Below are 15,217 nucleotides of genomic sequence, written 5' to 3'. Positions count from 1 at the left end.
TCCGGCTCCGGCTCCGGCTCCGGCTCCGGCTCCGGCTCCGGCTCCGGCTCCGGTTCCGGCTCCGGCTCCGGTTCCGGTTCCGGCTCCGGCTCCGGCTCCGGCCGGCTCCGGTCCCGACTCCGGTCCCGACTCCGGTCCCGACTCCGGTTCCGGCTCCGGCTCCGGCTCGCGCGCGCGCCGACCCGCGGACCCGGTTACGTCGGGTCGTCGAAGCGCGGCGTGGTCCGCCCGAGCACCGCGGTGATGCCGTGCCGACACTCGCCGGTCGCGATCAGGTGGGCGGCGGCCTCGACCTCGGCGGCCACCGCGTCGGGCCACGGCAGATCGGTCGCGCGGCGGACGATCGCCAGCGCGGCGCGCACCGCCCGCGGCCCGTTGGCGGCGATCTCCTCGGCGAGCGCGACGGCGGTGGCCCGCGCCGCGCCGGGCGCGCTCACGCGGTTGGCGAAGCCCAGCGCCAGCGCCTCGTCGGCGCCGAGCTTGCGGGCGGTCAGGATCAGATCGGCCGCGCGCCCGGGCCCGAGCAGCCGCGCCAGCGCGACGCCGCCGCCGAGATCGGGCATGAGCCCGAGCCGCACCTCGGAGAAGCAGACGATCGCCGCCGGATCCATCACCCGCAGATCGCAGCGCGCCGCCAGCTCGGCGCCGCCGCCGTAGGCCAGGCCGCCGATCGCCGCGATCAGCGGCACCGGCAGCGCGAACAGCCGATCGATCGCGCCGTGGATCTCGGCGAGCATGGCCCGCGGCGGCTCGACGGCGCCGGTCGCGAGCGCGGCCGCGACGCTGGCGATCATCGGGTTGTCGGGGTTGACGTCCATGCCGGCGGTGAACGCGTCGCCGGCGCCGGTGAGCACCACCGCGCGCGGCGGCCGCGCCGCGAGCTCGTCGGCCGCGCGCCCCAGCGCCTGCCACATCGCGCGATCGAGCGCGTTGCGCCGGCCCGGGCGATCGAGGGTGACGACGCCGACCGCGCCGACGCGCTCGACGTGGACGGCGCCGGCGGTCATCGCTCAGCCGCCGATCTGCTTGATCGCCGCAGCGGCCGCCGCGGCCACCGCCGGGTTGGGATCCTTCATCGCCTTCTCGAGCGCGGCCTTGGCCTTGGGGCTCTTGAGCTTGCCGAGCGCCTCGGCCGCCTTCTTGCGCGCGCCGGCGTCCTCGCCGTGCTCGAGCTGCTCGATCATCGCCTCGACCGAGCCGGCGCCGGCGTCGGCGCCGTCCTTGCCATCCTTGCCATCGAGGTCGGCCATCGCGGCGCTGGCCCCGCCGCCACCGGCCGCCGCCGGCGCGCTGGGCACCGACGCACCCTCGGCCTGCTGCGGCTGCAGCGCGTGATCACCGCCGGCGCCACCCGCGGCCGGCGCGCCCGTCGGCGCGGTCTTCGACGTACCGCCACCGCCGCCGCCGGCGCCACCGGGCGGGGGCGCGCCGGGGCGCGTGCCACCGCCACCGCCGCCCACAGGCGCGGGCATCGGCGCGGCCTTGGCGCCACCGCCGCCGCCCCCGCCACCGCCGCTGTCGCCCTCGCCGCCGCCGCCGCCACCGACGCCGGCCTTGAGCTGGAGCTTCTTCTTCTGCTCGAGCTGCTTGGTCACCTCGGGCGTGGCCAGGCCGCTGGGCTTGCCCTTCGGCGGCTTGGTGATGCCCTCGAGCGCCTTCTCGCCGTCGCCGCCGTCGCCGCCGCCCTCGAGCCCCATCGCGCTCATCAGGCCATCGTCGGCCTCCCACGCGCCCGCGCCGCCGCCGCCGCCACCGCCGCCGCCGGCCTGGGCGTGCTGACCACCGCCGCCGCCGCCCTCGTGGCCGGCCTCGGCCGTGGCGCGACCCGGCGCCTGGGCCTGCGGCGCGGGGGCCGCCGATTCCTGGCCGTGGTTCCGGGACTGCTGAGCTTTTTCCATGGCGATTCCTAGTACGAGCGCGGGTGCCACAACCTGCCCGCTCGACCGTCCTCGAGGATAGGCCGCCGGCATGCGCCGACGCAACCGACCGATCGACGCCCCAGCGGCCGACGCAACCACCGATGATCGCTCGGGTTGTGTCGCAGCTTCGACGACTTCCGATCCATCGCGCTCGGGCGCGCTACAATTTATCCATGGACGCCAAGTCTTCCAAGCGATCGGCACTCCTGTGGTTTCTGGTGCTCATCGCCGTCGTGGTGCTGTGGTGGTACCTCCGCCCCGAGGAAGACCAGGGCGCGTCGCGTCAGCAGATCGACGCTGACTACGCGGCCGCGGTCGGCGCCGACCCCGACGACGTGATCGTCGACCTGCGCGACGACGCCAGCCCGGCGCTGATCGCCTCGATCGAGCGCGACCTCGGCATCGACCTGGTGCTGATCTCGGATCAGGCCAAGGACGAGCAGGTCTACCGCGCCCACGTCGACCCGGCCCGCGAGGCCGCGATCCTGGCGGCGCTCGCGCGCACGCCCGGCGTCGAGATCGCCGAGCCCGACGCGACGTTCTCGCTGTCGCCCGGCGAGATGGTCCTGGCGCGCGAGGTCACGCCGCCCGAGGCCGGCTGGGCCGGGTTCCCCGACGACCCGCTGTACTCGAAGCAGTGGCACATGAAGCAGATCGGCATGCCCGAGGCGTGGAAGCTCGCCGACGGCGGCGGCGTGATCGTCGCGGTGCTCGACACCGGCGTCGCGTTCGAGGACCGCGCCACCTTCCACGAGGTCGAGGACCTCAAGGGCGTCGAGTTCGTCAAGCCGTTCGACTTCGTCACCAACACCCGCAACGCCAACGACGACCACGGCCACGGCACCCACGTCACCGGCACGATCGCGCAGATGACCCACAACGGCAAGGGCGTCGCCGGCGTGGGTCGCAACATCAAGATCATGCCGCTCAAGGTGCTGGGCGCCAACGGCTCCGGCTCGGTGGCCGGCATCGCCGACGCGATCCGCTACGCCGCCGACAACGGCGCCAAGGTGATCAACATGAGCCTGGGCGGGCCGTTCCCGTCGCGCGTGCTCAAGAAGGCCGTCGAGTACGCGCACAAGAAGGGCGTCGTCGTGGTGTGCGCCGCCGGCAACGAGAGCCGCGGCAAGGTCGGCTACCCGGCCGCGTACCCGGGCGCGATCGCGGTCGCGTCGACGCAGGCCGACGAGGCCACCGCGTTCTACTCGAACTTCGGCAAGGACATCGACATCGCCGGCCCCGGCGGCAACACCCGCAACGGCGACGCCGGCGGCGTCCTGCAGAACACGATCAAGGTCGGCGACCCGACCCACAGCGGCTACTACGCGTTCATGGGCACGTCGATGGCGTCGCCGCACGTCGCCGGCGTCGCCGCGCTGGTGGTCGGCGAGGGCGTGACCAACCCCGACATGGTCGAGCAGATCCTCAAGGACACCGCCCGCAAGCCGGTCAACCAGAAGTACACCGCCGATCGCTACGGCGCCGGCATCATCGACGCGCCGGCCGCGATCAAGAAGGCCCGCGCCAAGGACGGCGCCTACCAGTTCGGGCTCGGCCTGCTGCTGGCGGCGGCGGTCGCGGCCAGCGCCCGGCGGCGCGGCCTCGGCACCAAGCTCGGCGCCCGCTACCTCGGCGGCGTGCTGATGGGCTCGGGCGGCCTGTTCTTCCTGCCGTGGATCGCGGCGAGCTTCTCGTCGTGGACCGGCGTCGAGCTGCTGACCCGCGGCCTGCCGTCGATGGACATGGCGCTGTTCGGCCCGCTGGCCCACGGCAACCCGCTGTTCATGAGCGCGCTCCTGCCGCTGGCCGCGATCGCGCTGGCCGCCGGCGCGCCCAAGCTGCGCCCGATCGTCGCCGGCCTCGCGGTCGGCGTCGCCGCGCACCTGCTGTTCTTCGCGGCGGTGCCGGTGTTCGACCTGCGCTACGTCCCCGGCGTCGGCACGCTCGACACGCTCTGGCTGGCCGGCAACGCCGCGCTCGCGTCGCTCCTCGCCGTGCTGACCCTGCGCAAGTAGCGTGAGCCCCGACGAGCCGAAGTTCCTGGGCGCGCCGCCGCCGGGCCCGGTCGAGCGGCCGACGCCGAGCGCGCCGCCAGCGCGCGGGCCCGAGATCCACGCCCTCGCCGTCAGCGGCGCGGACCGCGTGCTCGCCGCCGGCCTGGCGACCGGCGTGGTCGAGGCGTGGATGCCCGGGCTCCTGCCGGGCTTCACCGCCCCGTTCCTGCGCGGCCAGGGCCACACCGGCGCGGTGCGCGCGCTGGCGTTCTGCCCGATCGACCCGGTCGGCGCCGACGGCGCGTACCACCTGCTGGCCAGCGGCAGCGTCGACGGCACCGTGCGCACGTGGCACCTGGGCGACCCCGGCCGCGACCAGGCGCTCACGCACCACGAGGCCAGCGTGCTGGCGGTGGCGTGGAGCCCCGACGGCGCGCTCCTGGCCACCGGCTCCGAGGACGAGTCGATCGCGCTGGTCGGCAGCGACGGCACCGTGCGTCGCCGCCGCGCCCACGCCGGCAGCGTGCTCGCGCTCGGGTTCGCGCCCGACGGCGCCCGCTACGCGTCGGGCGGCTACGACGGGCACCTGCGCGTGTGGTCGACCGACGACGACCGCCTGCTCGCGGACCTCGCGGTGGGCGACGCCGTGTGGGCGCTCGCGTTCACGCCCGACGGTGACATCGTCTACGCGTGCGGCCGCGCCGCGGGGTGGTGGCGCCCCGGCACCGGGGCGGACCGGCGCTGGCGCGATCCCCTCGCTCGGCCCACCGCGCGCTGCTACACCGCCGCGGTCCGCCCCGGCGGCCTCGCCACCAGCTTCGGCGGCGACGTCGCGCTGATCGACGTCGCCGCCGCCGAGCCCCGCCTGCGCCGCGCCCACGCCGCGCCGGTGTCGGCGCTGGCCAACCTTCGCGACGGCCGCCTCGCGAGCGGCGACGAGGCCGGCCGCCTGTGCATCTGGGCCGCCGACGATCAGGCCGGCGAGCCGCTAGCCCAGCTGCGGGCCGGGCCATAGGCCCCGGATCGCGGCGCTCCACCAGCCGACCGGATCACCGCCGGAACGTGTTGCGGTCGTGACAGCGACGGGGCGCGGCCGCCGCCACGCTGGGGCCGTGCCCACCGTCGATCTGCTGCACGAGCTCGAGCCGACCGCGGCCCGCCTGTTCGATCGCCACCTGGCCGCGACCAAGGAGTGGTTCCCGCACGAGCTGGTGCCGTACCACCGCGGGCGCGACTTCAAGCCGGGCGAGGAGTGGGTCCCGGCCCACACCGACTGCGGCGGCGTCGAGCTGTCGGTCGCGGCCCGCAGCGCGCTGTACCTGAACGTCCTGACCGAGGACAACCTGCCGTACTACTTCCACGACATCGATCGGATGTTCGGGCAGGACGGCACCTGGGGCGCGTGGGCGCGGTGGTGGACCGCCGAGGAGGGCCGCCACGCGATCGTGCTGCGCGACTACCTCACGGTCACCCGCGCGATCGATCCGCGCGCGCTCGAGCGCGCCCGCATGCGCCAGGTCAGCGGCGGCGAGGCCCCGGCGCCGGCCGGCGCGGCCCAGGGCTTCGTCTACCTGTGCCTGCAGGAGCTGGCCACGCGCATCAGCCACCGCAACACCGGCCCGCTGGTCGGCGATCCGGTCGCGCGCACGATCATGAACCGGATCGCGTTCGACGAGAACCTGCACTTCCTGTTCTACCGCGACCTCGCCACCGACGCGATCGCGGTCGATCCGTCGACGATGGTCCTGGCGATGGCCGACGTGATCACCGCGTTCAAGATGCCCGGCACCGGCATCCCCGACTTCGCGCACCACGCCGCGATCGTCGCCAAGGCCGGCATCTACGACCTCGCGATCCACCACGAGCAGATCCTGGTGCCGATCGTGCTGCGCCACTGGGACCTGGCCGGGCTGACCGGCCTGTCCGACGAGGCCGAGCGCGCGCGCGATCGCGTGCTCGCGCACGTGGCCCGGCTGGGGCGCATCACCGCGCGCCTGGCCGAGCGCCGCGGCCCGGCCGCGCTCGCGTCGTAGCCCCGCGGACGTCGCCGCGCGCGCGTCGGCGTCCGGCGCGCTGCGGGCCGCGCCGATCGTCGGCCGCAGGCACGCCCGCTCGAACAGCACCGCCGCGCCGCCGCCGCGGTCCGCGTCGGCCGTGGTCACGCCCGCGCGAACAGCACCGCGGTGCCGACGCCGGCGGCGCCGCTGACCGCGGCCACGCCGTGGCGCCCGCCGGTGCGAGCCAGGTGCGCGACGACGTTGCCCGCGAGGATCGCGCCGGTGGCGCCGAACGCGTGGCCGAGCGCGAGCGTGCCGCCGTCGGGGTTGAGCCGCGCCGGATCGAGCTCGAGGTCGCGCTCGAGCCGCAGGCACAGCGCGGCGAACGCCTCGGCGAACTCGATCACGTCGAGCTCCCGCGCGGCCAGGCCGGCGCGGGCGAGCAGCTCGACGATCGCCGCCTGCCCCGCGGTGAGCATCGCCACCGGATCGGCGGCCACGCTGGCGGCGGCGGTCACCCGGGCGATCGGCGCGAGGCCGTGGCGCGCGGCGGCCGCGGCGGTGCCGATCACCAGGAGCGCGGCGGCGTCGGCCAGCGGCGGCGACGACGCGCGCGTGTGGTCGTGGCGGATCGCGGTCAGCCCCGGCGCGTGGGCCAGCGCCAGGGCGTCCTGGTCGCCGGCGCCCAGCTCGGCGAACGCCGGCGGCTGCGCCGCGAGCTGCGCGGCGGTCGGCGCGTAGTCGAGCAGCTCGTCACGATCGAGCGCGACCGCGCCGTCGGCGCCGCGCACCGGCACGGTCCACGCGTGCAGCCGGCCGGCCGCCGCCGCGGCCCGCGCCCGGGCCCGGGTGCGCGCGGCGTAGCCGTCGAGCGCCGCCCGCGGCGTGTCGTCGAGGGTCGCCGCCAGATCCGCGGCGATGCCCATGTGCAGCCGGCCCACGCCGTCCTGCCACCACGGCCCGCGATCGGCGAACAGCGGCACCTGCGACACGCTCTCGACGCCGCCGGCGATCACCAGCTCGCAGTCGCCGGCGCGCACCCGGGCCGCGGCGATCGCCACCGCCTCGAGCCCCGACGCGCAGAACCGGTTGACCATCGTGCCGCCGGCGCGGGGCCCGAGCCCGGCGGCGAGCGCGGCGGCCCGGGCCAGGTTGCCGCCCTGGGCGTCGAGCTGCGACGCGCAGCCGAGCACCACGTCGTCGACCGCGTCGCCCTCGACGCCGCGGGCGCGCAGCGCGGCGAGCAGCTGCCGCACCAGCTCGCCCGGCGCGATCGCCGCCAGCGCGCCCCGGGCCGAGCCCTTGCCGCGCGGCGTGCGCACCTGGGCCAGCACGAACGCCTCAGCCACCGAGCTCCTCGGCGCCGGCCCAGCACGCGTGGGTGCCGCTGCAGATCCGCTCGGGCAGGCGCACCCGCGCGATCGGCCCGGCGCTGACGCGATCGGCGGCGAAGATCTGGCACTCGCTGGTGTCGGCGCCGAGGTCGGACACGAACGTCACGACCCAGCCGTCGTCCTCGCGGGTCGCGCCCGGGCGCGGCACCATCGGCGCCTCGCTGGCGTAGACCCGGTCGGGGAACTGGTAGTGATCGGGCGCGCCGCCGTCGAGGTCGAGCCGGACCAGGCCGTCGAACAGGAACCAGCCCGGCGGCGCGGTCATCGACCACGCGTAGCGGTGGCGGCGGCCGCCGCGGCGCGGGTGGATGCTCGGGAACTCGGAGATCGCGTCGGCGAGCGGCTCCTCGCGGGTCGCGCCGGTGCGCAGGTCGAAGCGCCAGCGGTGGGGCCGCGCGCCGAGCGCGGTCAGGTCGACCATCTTCTTGAGCCCGGCCCAGGGCCCGTCGGCCGGATCGGGCCGCGGCGTCGGGTCGCGCTGGAAGTAGCCGTCGAGCACGACCTCGTCGCCGTCCTCGAACGCGTTGATCCAGTGCAGCACGTAGGTCGGCGCGGCCGGAAACCAGCGCACGTCGGCGCCGGTCCCGCGCCGCGGCATGATCCCGAACCGCGCCGGCTGATCGCGATAGAACCGCGGTCGGTAGACGCCCTCGGCCAGGAGCGCCGGGTCCCAGTAGAGCGGCAGATCATTCCAGATGACGAACCGCTCGGTGAACGCCAGATCGTGGGGCAGGCGCGGCCCCGGCAGCGGCACGTCGGCGGTGTGGACCAGCGCGCCGGCGCGATCGATCACGCCGTAGCGCAGGTACGGCGCGGTCGTGCCGTAGCTCCACACCAGCAGCTCGCCGGTGGCGGGGTCGAGCTTGGGGTGGGCCGACACGCCCCACGGGAACGCTCCCGACCATGCCGCCACGCCGCGCTCGGCCAGCGTCACGGGATCGTGCGCGTAGACGTCGCCGCCTTGGTAGAAGGTCGTGAGCGCGGCGCCGGCGTGGACGATCACGTCGGTCGACGACGCGTCCTTCATCCGGCCGCGCGCGCCCCACCCGTCGCGCACCGAGCGCGCGGGCGGCTCGATGATCCCGGCCCAGAGCGGCCCGCCGGCGGCGTCCTCGGCCGCGAGCCCGGCGGTGCGCACCGCGCGGTTGCGGTACGACGCGCGGCCGCCGCCGAGGCGGATCGCGTGGACCATGCCGTCGCCGTCGAACGGGTGGTACCGGCCGATCGCCGGGTGCAGCGGGTTCTCGGTGTTGCGCAGGTAGACGCCGTCGAGCTCGGGCGGGATCGCGCCCTCGACGACGTCGAGCTCGTCGGCGTCGTACTCGACCCGGTTGGGCCGCCACGCGCCGGTGCGGTACGGGTGATCGTCGTCGGCCGGCAGCCGCGCCGGCCAGGTGTGGACCGCGCGCACCTTCACGCGGCGCCGCCCAGCACGAACGCGCACGCGGTGGTGCCGCTGCCGCCGATGTTGAGCGTCGCGAACCGCTGCGCGCCCGGGACCTGGTAGGCGCCGGCCGCGCCGTGGCACTGGCGCGCGGCGTCGAGCACCATGCGCACGCCGGTCGCGCCGACCGGGTGACCGCCGCCGATGAGCCCGCCCGACGGGTTGATCGGGAACCGGCCGCCGCGGGCCACGGTGCCGTCGTCGAGCGCGCGCCCGGCCTGGCCCGGCTCGGTCACGCCGAGGTGATCGATCGCCAGGTACTCGGTGATCGAGAAGCAGTCGTGGACCTCGGCCCCGTCGAGCTCGTCGGGCCCGGTCACGCCGGCGCGCCGGTAGGCGTCGGTGATCGCCTCGCGCAGGTGCGGCAGCAGGTACGGCGCGTCGGCGGCGCGCGCCAGCTTGGCGTCGAGGGACAGCCCGGCGGTGCGGTGGCCCCAGCCCAGGATCCGCGCCATCGGCGCGCGGGCCGCGGCGAAGTCGGCCGACGCCACGACGATCGCGGCGGCGCCGTCGGTGACCTGGGAGCAGTCGAGCCGACGCAGCCGCCCCTCGATGATCGGGTTGGCGACGTCGTCGGCCCAGCGATCGGTGAACGCGTCGTCGGCGAAGCTCCAGCCCCGGGTCTGCGCCAGCGGGTTGGCCCGGGCGTTGGTGAGGTTCTTGGCGGCGATCGCCGCGAGGTGGCGCGGCTCGAGCCCCCAGCGCGCGGCGTAGGCCTCGGCGATGCGCGCGAACATGTGCGGCCACAGGAAGCGCGCGCCCTCGCCCTCGTGGCCGATCCACGCGGCCGAGCCCATGTGCCGCGCCGCCTGCTCGCCGCTGACGTTGCGCTCCTGCTCGACGCCGAGCACCAGCGCACACTCGCACCGGCCGGCCTCGATCGCCGCCATCGCCGCGAGCAGCGCCACCGAGCCCGACGCGCACGCCGCCTCGTGCCGGGTCGCCGGCACGCCCCACAGCGCCGGGCGCGCGGTCGCCGGCATCGCGCCGAGCTGGGCCTGCCCGGCGAACAGCTCGCCGAACGCGTTCCCGACGTGGATCGCGCCGATGTCAGCGGCCGCGACCCCGGCCGCCGCCAGCGCGCCGTCGATCACCTCGCCGACGACGTCGACCAGCTCGTGGCCCTCGCGCGCGAGGTTCCTCGCGAAGTCCGACTGCGCACCACCGAGGACGAACACCGACGCGACCATGGCGGGAGCGTACCAAACTCGTGCGGCGCGCCGCGCCGCGGCGCGCCGATGTAGCCGGATCTCCGACAACGGCGGAATTTTCCGGTGAGCGCCGCTACCAGAATCCCGATTGGTAACGGTTGTTGTGACCCTCGCGGGGTGAGCTACGACATACTGGGACCATGGCACTCGTCAGTCGCGCCTGCATGCGCACCGACCTGGGCGTCGTCCGCGTCCGCAACGAGGACACCGCCTACGTCGACGAGCTCGGTCGGTTCGTGATCGTCGCCGACGGCATGGGCGGCCACGGCGCCGGCGACGTCGCCAGCGCGATGGCGGTCGAGCTGCTGCGCGCGAGCCTCGAGGCCGAGGCGCCGCTCCTGGCCGCGTACACCGCGGCGCCATCGCCCGAGGGCCGCGACCTCCTGGCCGCGCAGCTCGGGCGCGCGGTCGAGCGGGCCAACACCGAGGTCTACGACCGCAGCGTCCGCGAGCTGGACAAGCACCAGATGGGCAGCACGCTCGAGGTCGTCGTCGTCTGCGACGCCGAGGCGTTCATCGCCCACGTCGGCGACAGCCGCACGTACCTCGTGCGCGACGGCGAGCTCAAGCAGCTCACGCACGACCACACCGTGGCCGAGGTCATGCGCCGGGCCGGCACGATCGGCGAGCACACCGCGATCACCTCGCCCATGCGCAGCGTGCTGTCGAACGCGATCGGCGTGACGCCCACCGTCGAGGTCGAGCTGCTCCGCGTCGACCTGCGCCTCGGCGACCGGCTGCTGGTGTGCAGCGACGGCCTCCACGAGTACTTCACCAGGGACGAGCTCGCGCTCCACCTCGCTGGCGGCGACGCCGACGCGGCCCTGACCCGGATGATCGAGCACGCGCGCGCCGGCGGCGGCCACGACAACATCACCGGCGTCGTGATCGATCTGCGGCCGCGGCCGTCGGCGACCATCACCGACGATCTGTTCGAGGACGGGCCCACCAACCCGATCTCGCTGCCGGAGCCGTCGGCGGTGCCGGTCGCGCTCGGCGGCGTCTCCGACGACACCCTCGCCAACTTCATCGAGCGCTCGCTGCACGAGCAGAGCCGGCCGATCGCCGCCGGCAAGAACCGCAGCTGACGAGCGACGACCGGCGGCGCCCGCGACCAGCGCCACCCGCGCGGCCGCGCGGCCCGCATCGACACCGCGCGACGTCGTGCCGATCAGCGGACCAGCGACGTCACGCCGCGCTTGCCGCCAGCCTCATCAGCTCGGCCGCGCGGCAGTGACGAGGGACGAGCGACGTCGACACCGCGCGGTCGCGCGGGCGGGCAGGCCGGGCCGCGGCCAGCGCCCGCCGGCGCGGGCGCGGGCCCCGCGCGGTCGCGTCGTGCCGATCAGCGGACGAGCGTCAGGCCGCGCCCCGCCCCCGCCCCCCCGGCCCCGCCGCGGGGGAGGGAGGGGGCCGCGCCCCCCCCCCCCCGCGGGCCCGCCGGGCCCCGCGCCGGGGGCCGCGCCCGCCGCCAGCGCGACCAGCTCGGGCGCGCGCATCAGCCCGGCCTGCATCGACACCGCGCGGCCGCCGCGGAACAGCCCGAAGCTGGGGATGCTGCGGATCTGGAAGCGGGCCGCGAGGTCGGGGTTGCGCTCGGTGTCGACCTTCAGCACCACGGCGCGCCCGGCCAGGGTCGCCGCGGCGGAGACCACCTCAGGCGCGGCCATCCGGCACGGCCCGCACCACGGCGCCCAGAAGTCGACCAGCACCGGCACCTGGGCCGCGCCGACGATCGCGTCGAACCCGGCCGCGTCGACCTCGATCGGCGCGGCCTGCGGCGGCAGCGCGGTCTTGCACGCGCCGCAGCTGCCCTGATCGGCGAGGTGGGCGGGCGGGATCCGGTTGATCTTGCCGCACCGCGCACAGGTGCGATGGGTCGAGGCTGCCATGGACTGAAGATGGGCACGGATCGCGCCGCGTCAATCCCCGCCCCGGGCGCTGGCGCGGCGCGGCCGCCGCGGCGATGCTCGCGCCATGCCGTCGTGCGAGCCCCGATCGTGACCACCACGCGCTACCACCGCGTCGTCGTCGCCCGCGAGCAGTACAAGTTCTCGTGCGCGCACATGACGGTGTTCCCCGACGGCACCAAGGAGCGCCTGCACGGCCACAACTACCAGCTCGGCGCCGTGCTCGAGCTCGCCGACGTCGCGTTCGCGCAGATGATCCCGTTCGCCGCGATCAAGGACGCGCTGGCCACGATCTGCAAGGAGTTCCGCGAGCGCGTGCTGCTGGCCGACGCCAACCCGTTCTACGAGCAGGTGCGCGCCGACGACGACGAGCTCGAGGTGCGGGTGTGCGGCCGACGCTACGTGTTCCCGCGCGAGGACGTGCTGCTCTTGCCGATCGACAACGTCTCGGCCGAGGCGCTCGCCGCCTACCTGGCCGACCGCCTCGTCGCCGCGCTGGGCCCGAGCCTGCCGCCGGGCGTGGTCCACGCGGTCGAGGTGTCGGTGCACGAGAGCCCCGGCCAGGGCTCGTCCTGCCAGATCCGCCTGGGCTGAGCGGCCCCCGCGCGCCGCCCGCCGCCCGATCGATTCAGCTGATCGGCGGAAGCCCGACGCCCGACCGATCGGCTGACACCCGAACGGCTGCCGCCCGACCGATCAGCTGACACCCGAACGGCTGCCTCCGCGCGCCGCCAGCCGCCCGACCGATTCAGCTGATCGGCGGAAGCCCGACGCCCGACCGATCGGCTGACACCCGAACGGCTCCGACCGATCGGCTGGACACCCGACGGCTCCCCGGCCGTCCGATCGATCCGGTGACACCCGGCGCCCGGCCGCCCCGAGGCCGCCCCGAGGCCCCCGAGGCCGCCGAGGCGCGAGCCTCCCGCTGCATGCTCGACCGCAATACTACGAGTGCGCGGCTCCCGGGCGCCTCCCCGTGGGTGACAGCCGCCCTTGTGGCTCGCGCAATACCCAGGGATCCAAGATACTTGCACAATCGGCCCGACAATGTGCGCGCACGACGCAACCGCGAGGCGGTGTGGTCGATAATGGGGACCATGAGAGGCCGATCCATCCCCGGCCTCGGAGGATGCCCATGACCCGCCCATCGCCCACGCGTCACTCGCTCATCGCGCGCATCGTGCTCGCCGCGCTCGCCACGCTCGCCACCGCCGCCGGCGGCGCCGCCGCTGACGACGACGCCAAGGCCAAGATCGTATCCACGCTGCGTGGCTACGCCGCCCGGGTCGAGGATGCCAAGGCCCGCGGCGACATCCAGTACGTCAAGGATGACGTCGCGGACTGCCGCGCCGCCATCGCCGCCGGCCCGGCCGCGGGCTACAAGCCGAGCGACACGATCGACACCGGCTACGCGGTGCTGGTCTGGTCCAAGGCCGGCAAGGTCTGCGACGCCTACGCGCAGCTCGTGCCCTTGCACCGCATCAGCGTGGCCGCCGGCGACACGCTCGTCGCGTCGGAGACCACCGACCCCGATTACCTGCGCGCCCTCGCGCCCGAGGGCAAGGCCTGCGTCGAGGCGATCGACAAGGAGCTGGCCGCGGGCCTGAGCCCCGACGTGAAGTTCCGCCCCACGACCAACGGTGGTGACTGGACCCTCACGGTCGCCGAGGCCCGCGCCCGGTGCGCGGACATGGCCGGTCGCGCGCGCGACTCGATCGCGGCGGTGGATGCCCAGCGCGCCGCCGCGGCCGCCGCGCTCAAGGCCAAGTACGTCAAGCTCGGCGTCAAGGGCGACCGGCTCAAGTACCTGATGGACACCGACACGCTGATCCTCCTCGGCAAGCGCTGCAGCGAGCTCGACCTGAAGGCGCGCAAGGGGTCCCCGGTGTTCTACCAGGTCAACGAGGACGACGCGCTCTGGTACGTCTGGAAGACCACGTTCAAGAAGGACAAGCTCGTCCGCACCGACGTCCGCAAGTACAACAAGGCCACCCAGACCTGGCGCTGCTGGTGAAGGAGCGCGCCATGAAGTTCCCTGCGCTGATCTCGATCGCGGTGGGCCTGGCCGGGTGCACGGTCAACGGCAAGCCGGTCGGCTTCGGCGGCGACACCGCCGGGCCGCTCGCGCACGCGGGCGCGGCCAACGGCGACGCCCCGGCGGGCTCGTCGCCGGCGGGCTCGTCGCCGGGCGGCTCGTCGCCGGACGCTTCGTCGACCGGCGCGACCACCGCGACCGCCGCGCCCGTGGCGCCACCGCCGTCGGCGTGCCGCGCGCCCACCGGGCGCGGCGCCGATGAGCAGCCGCCCTTCCTCGATCGCCCGGCCGACCCGTGGCTCGCGGTCAAGGACGGCCAGCCGGTGCCGATGGATCTGTCGCGCGCGCGCGTCGCGACCCGCTCGGGGGTCGCGTGCGACGCTCGGCACGACCACTGCCTGCGCGACTGCAGCTGGTTCGTCGCCCACGAGAAGACCGCGGTGGCTCGGCCACACCTGTTGGGAACCGACGGCGCCTGGATCGGCACCGACATCAGCTACGAGACCGACGTCCGCGCCTACCGTACGGTGCCGGCGACGCGCCGCAACCTCAAGGTCGGCGTGACCGCCGTGGCCGTGCCCGAGGGCGCGCGTGCGCCTGAGGACGAGACCGCGGCGCTCGACGAATGGCGGATCGGCACCGTCGAGTCGATCGACTGGGCCGCCGGGACGGTCCGCCTCGGCGGCGAGTTCAACAAGGACCCATACTACATCAGCGCGACGCGGGTCGCCGTGCTGCGCTACCAGACCGGCGGCAAGGTCGAGGCGATCGCCGGCATGGATCCGCGGGCACCGACCGTGGACGAGCTGGTCCTGCCGGCCGCGCGCGCCGCTGGCTCCGCCGACCCGTGGGCCCAGGTCGACAGCGCCGGCCAGCCTCGGGTGGTCACCGACGAGACGCCGCTCACCAGCTCCAAGCAGGACTGCGCGTCGAAGCACGATCACTGCCTGCGCCCGTGGACCTGGTTCGTCGAGACCGACGACGGCCTCCAGCCGCTGCGCTGGGGTCGGGACGGCTGGGTCTCGCCGGTGGGTGCCCACGTCGGTCGCCCGACCGTGGCGTACCGGACCCGGCCGGCGCGCCCCGACGACCTGCACGCAGGCCAGCGGGTGATCACCTACCGCGACTCCAAGACCGGCCCCGCGAATGAGGCCGAAGCGTACGACCAGCGGTTCTGGGCGATCGGAGAGATCGAGACCGTCGAGCGCGATCACTTCCGGATCAGCGGCGACTACGCCAACTTCGCCCTCGACAACGCCCGCGTCCCGGTCCTGTGGTGGTTGCCGGGCGAGAAGGCGGCGGCGGTGGAGTGA

13 protein-coding genes are annotated in these 15,217 nt (G+C 75.3%); 7 read left to right on the top strand and 6 right to left on the bottom strand.

The window, feature by feature from the left end:
• Positions 1–194: 194 nt before the first annotated feature.
• Complete coding sequence (locus IPL61_29975) at positions 195–1,007, bottom strand: enoyl-CoA hydratase/isomerase family protein (GenBank protein ID MBK9035438.1); 813 nt, start codon at positions 1,005–1,007, stop codon at positions 195–197.
• A gap of 3 nt (positions 1,008–1,010) precedes the next feature.
• Positions 1,011–1,898 carry a HEAT repeat domain-containing protein gene (locus tag IPL61_29970; protein ID MBK9035437.1) on the bottom strand — a complete coding sequence of 296 codons (888 nt, stop codon included), beginning with the start codon at positions 1,896–1,898 and terminating at the stop codon, positions 1,011–1,013.
• A 194-nt stretch (positions 1,899–2,092) separates the two neighbouring features.
• Between IPL61_29970 and IPL61_29965 the strand changes: the two genes are divergently transcribed.
• The 3 genes from IPL61_29965 to IPL61_29955 all read left to right on the top strand — a co-directional run bounded on the left by IPL61_29965 (position 2,093) and on the right by IPL61_29955 (position 5,946).
• Positions 2,093–3,934 (top strand): S8 family serine peptidase, encoded by a 1,842-nt coding sequence (locus IPL61_29965; GenBank protein MBK9035436.1) that lies wholly within the window; start codon positions 2,093–2,095, stop codon positions 3,932–3,934.
• Position 3,935: 1 nt separating this feature from the next.
• Entirely contained in the window at positions 3,936–4,928 is a 993-nt protein-coding gene (locus tag IPL61_29960) for a hypothetical protein (protein MBK9035435.1), read from the top strand.
• 97 nt (positions 4,929–5,025) lie between these two features.
• Entirely contained in the window at positions 5,026–5,946 is a 921-nt protein-coding gene (locus tag IPL61_29955; GenBank protein MBK9035434.1) for an acyl-ACP desaturase, read from the top strand.
• A 125-nt stretch (positions 5,947–6,071) separates the two neighbouring features.
• On the opposite strand, the gene IPL61_29950 is transcribed toward IPL61_29955, so the two are convergent.
• Genes IPL61_29950 through IPL61_29940 form a run of 3 tightly spaced genes read right to left on the bottom strand, consistent with a single transcriptional unit; the run spans position 6,072 to position 9,938 of the window.
• Positions 6,072–7,259, bottom strand: coding sequence for an acetyl-CoA C-acyltransferase (locus IPL61_29950; protein ID MBK9035433.1), 1,188 nt, complete (start codon positions 7,257–7,259; stop codon positions 6,072–6,074).
• Positions 7,252–8,721 carry a carotenoid oxygenase family protein gene (locus IPL61_29945; protein ID MBK9035432.1) on the bottom strand — a complete coding sequence of 490 codons (1,470 nt, stop codon included), beginning with the start codon at positions 8,719–8,721 and terminating at the stop codon, positions 7,252–7,254. The genes IPL61_29950 and IPL61_29945 overlap by 8 nt, the downstream gene beginning before the upstream one ends.
• A complete protein-coding gene (locus tag IPL61_29940) occupies positions 8,718–9,938 on the bottom strand; it encodes a thiolase domain-containing protein (protein MBK9035431.1) in 1,221 nt (406 codons plus the stop codon). The genes IPL61_29945 and IPL61_29940 overlap by 4 nt, the downstream gene beginning before the upstream one ends.
• Positions 9,939–10,099: 161 nt before the next feature.
• Here IPL61_29940 and IPL61_29935 point away from each other — a divergent pair, with 161 nt between their 5' ends.
• Positions 10,100–11,047: a serine/threonine-protein phosphatase gene (locus tag IPL61_29935; protein MBK9035430.1), complete on the top strand. Its 948-nt coding sequence runs from the start codon at positions 10,100–10,102 to the stop codon at positions 11,045–11,047.
• Between the two features lie 126 nt (positions 11,048–11,173).
• Here IPL61_29935 and IPL61_29930 read toward each other — a convergent pair whose 3' ends face one another.
• Positions 11,174–11,851 carry a hypothetical protein gene (locus IPL61_29930; GenBank protein ID MBK9035429.1) on the bottom strand — a complete coding sequence of 226 codons (678 nt, stop codon included), beginning with the start codon at positions 11,849–11,851 and terminating at the stop codon, positions 11,174–11,176.
• 93 nt (positions 11,852–11,944) lie between these two features.
• Between IPL61_29930 and IPL61_29925 the strand changes: the two genes are divergently transcribed.
• The 3 genes from IPL61_29925 to IPL61_29915 all read left to right on the top strand — a co-directional run bounded on the left by IPL61_29925 (position 11,945) and on the right by IPL61_29915 (position 15,217).
• Positions 11,945–12,463 (top strand): 6-carboxytetrahydropterin synthase, encoded by a 519-nt coding sequence (locus IPL61_29925; protein ID MBK9035428.1) that lies wholly within the window; start codon positions 11,945–11,947, stop codon positions 12,461–12,463.
• A gap of 541 nt (positions 12,464–13,004) precedes the next feature.
• Entirely contained in the window at positions 13,005–13,883 is an 879-nt protein-coding gene (locus IPL61_29920) for a hypothetical protein (GenBank protein ID MBK9035427.1), read from the top strand.
• A gap of 11 nt (positions 13,884–13,894) precedes the next feature.
• Positions 13,895–15,217: a hypothetical protein gene (locus IPL61_29915; GenBank protein MBK9035426.1), complete on the top strand. Its 1,323-nt coding sequence runs from the start codon at positions 13,895–13,897 to the stop codon at positions 15,215–15,217.

This window comes from Myxococcales bacterium (genome assembly GCA_016717005.1).
GTDB lineage: Bacteria > Myxococcota_A > Polyangia > Haliangiales > Haliangiaceae > UBA2376.
Note: the sequence above shows the minus strand (reverse complement) of the source record. Positions and strands in the feature narration are given on the sequence as shown.

Bases quoted from the DNA above. Each gene is read 5' to 3' on its own strand.
- IPL61_29965 (MBK9035436.1), top strand. From the start codon at position 2,093: ATGGACGCCAAGTCTTCCAAGCGATCGGCACTCCTGTGGTTTCTGGTG.
- IPL61_29930 (MBK9035429.1), bottom strand. From the start codon at position 11,851: ATGGCAGCCTCGACCCATCGCACCTGTGCGCGGTGCGGCAAGATCAAC.
- IPL61_29935 (MBK9035430.1), top strand. From the start codon at position 10,100: ATGGCACTCGTCAGTCGCGCCTGCATGCGCACCGACCTGGGCGTCGTC.
- IPL61_29970 (MBK9035437.1), bottom strand. From the start codon at position 1,898: ATGGAAAAAGCTCAGCAGTCCCGGAACCACGGCCAGGAATCGGCGGCC.
- IPL61_29940 (MBK9035431.1), bottom strand. From the start codon at position 9,938: ATGGTCGCGTCGGTGTTCGTCCTCGGTGGTGCGCAGTCGGACTTCGCG.
- IPL61_29975 (MBK9035438.1), bottom strand. From the start codon at position 1,007: ATGACCGCCGGCGCCGTCCACGTCGAGCGCGTCGGCGCGGTCGGCGTC.
- IPL61_29920 (MBK9035427.1), top strand. From the start codon at position 13,005: ATGACCCGCCCATCGCCCACGCGTCACTCGCTCATCGCGCGCATCGTG.
- IPL61_29915 (MBK9035426.1), top strand. From the start codon at position 13,895: ATGAAGTTCCCTGCGCTGATCTCGATCGCGGTGGGCCTGGCCGGGTGC.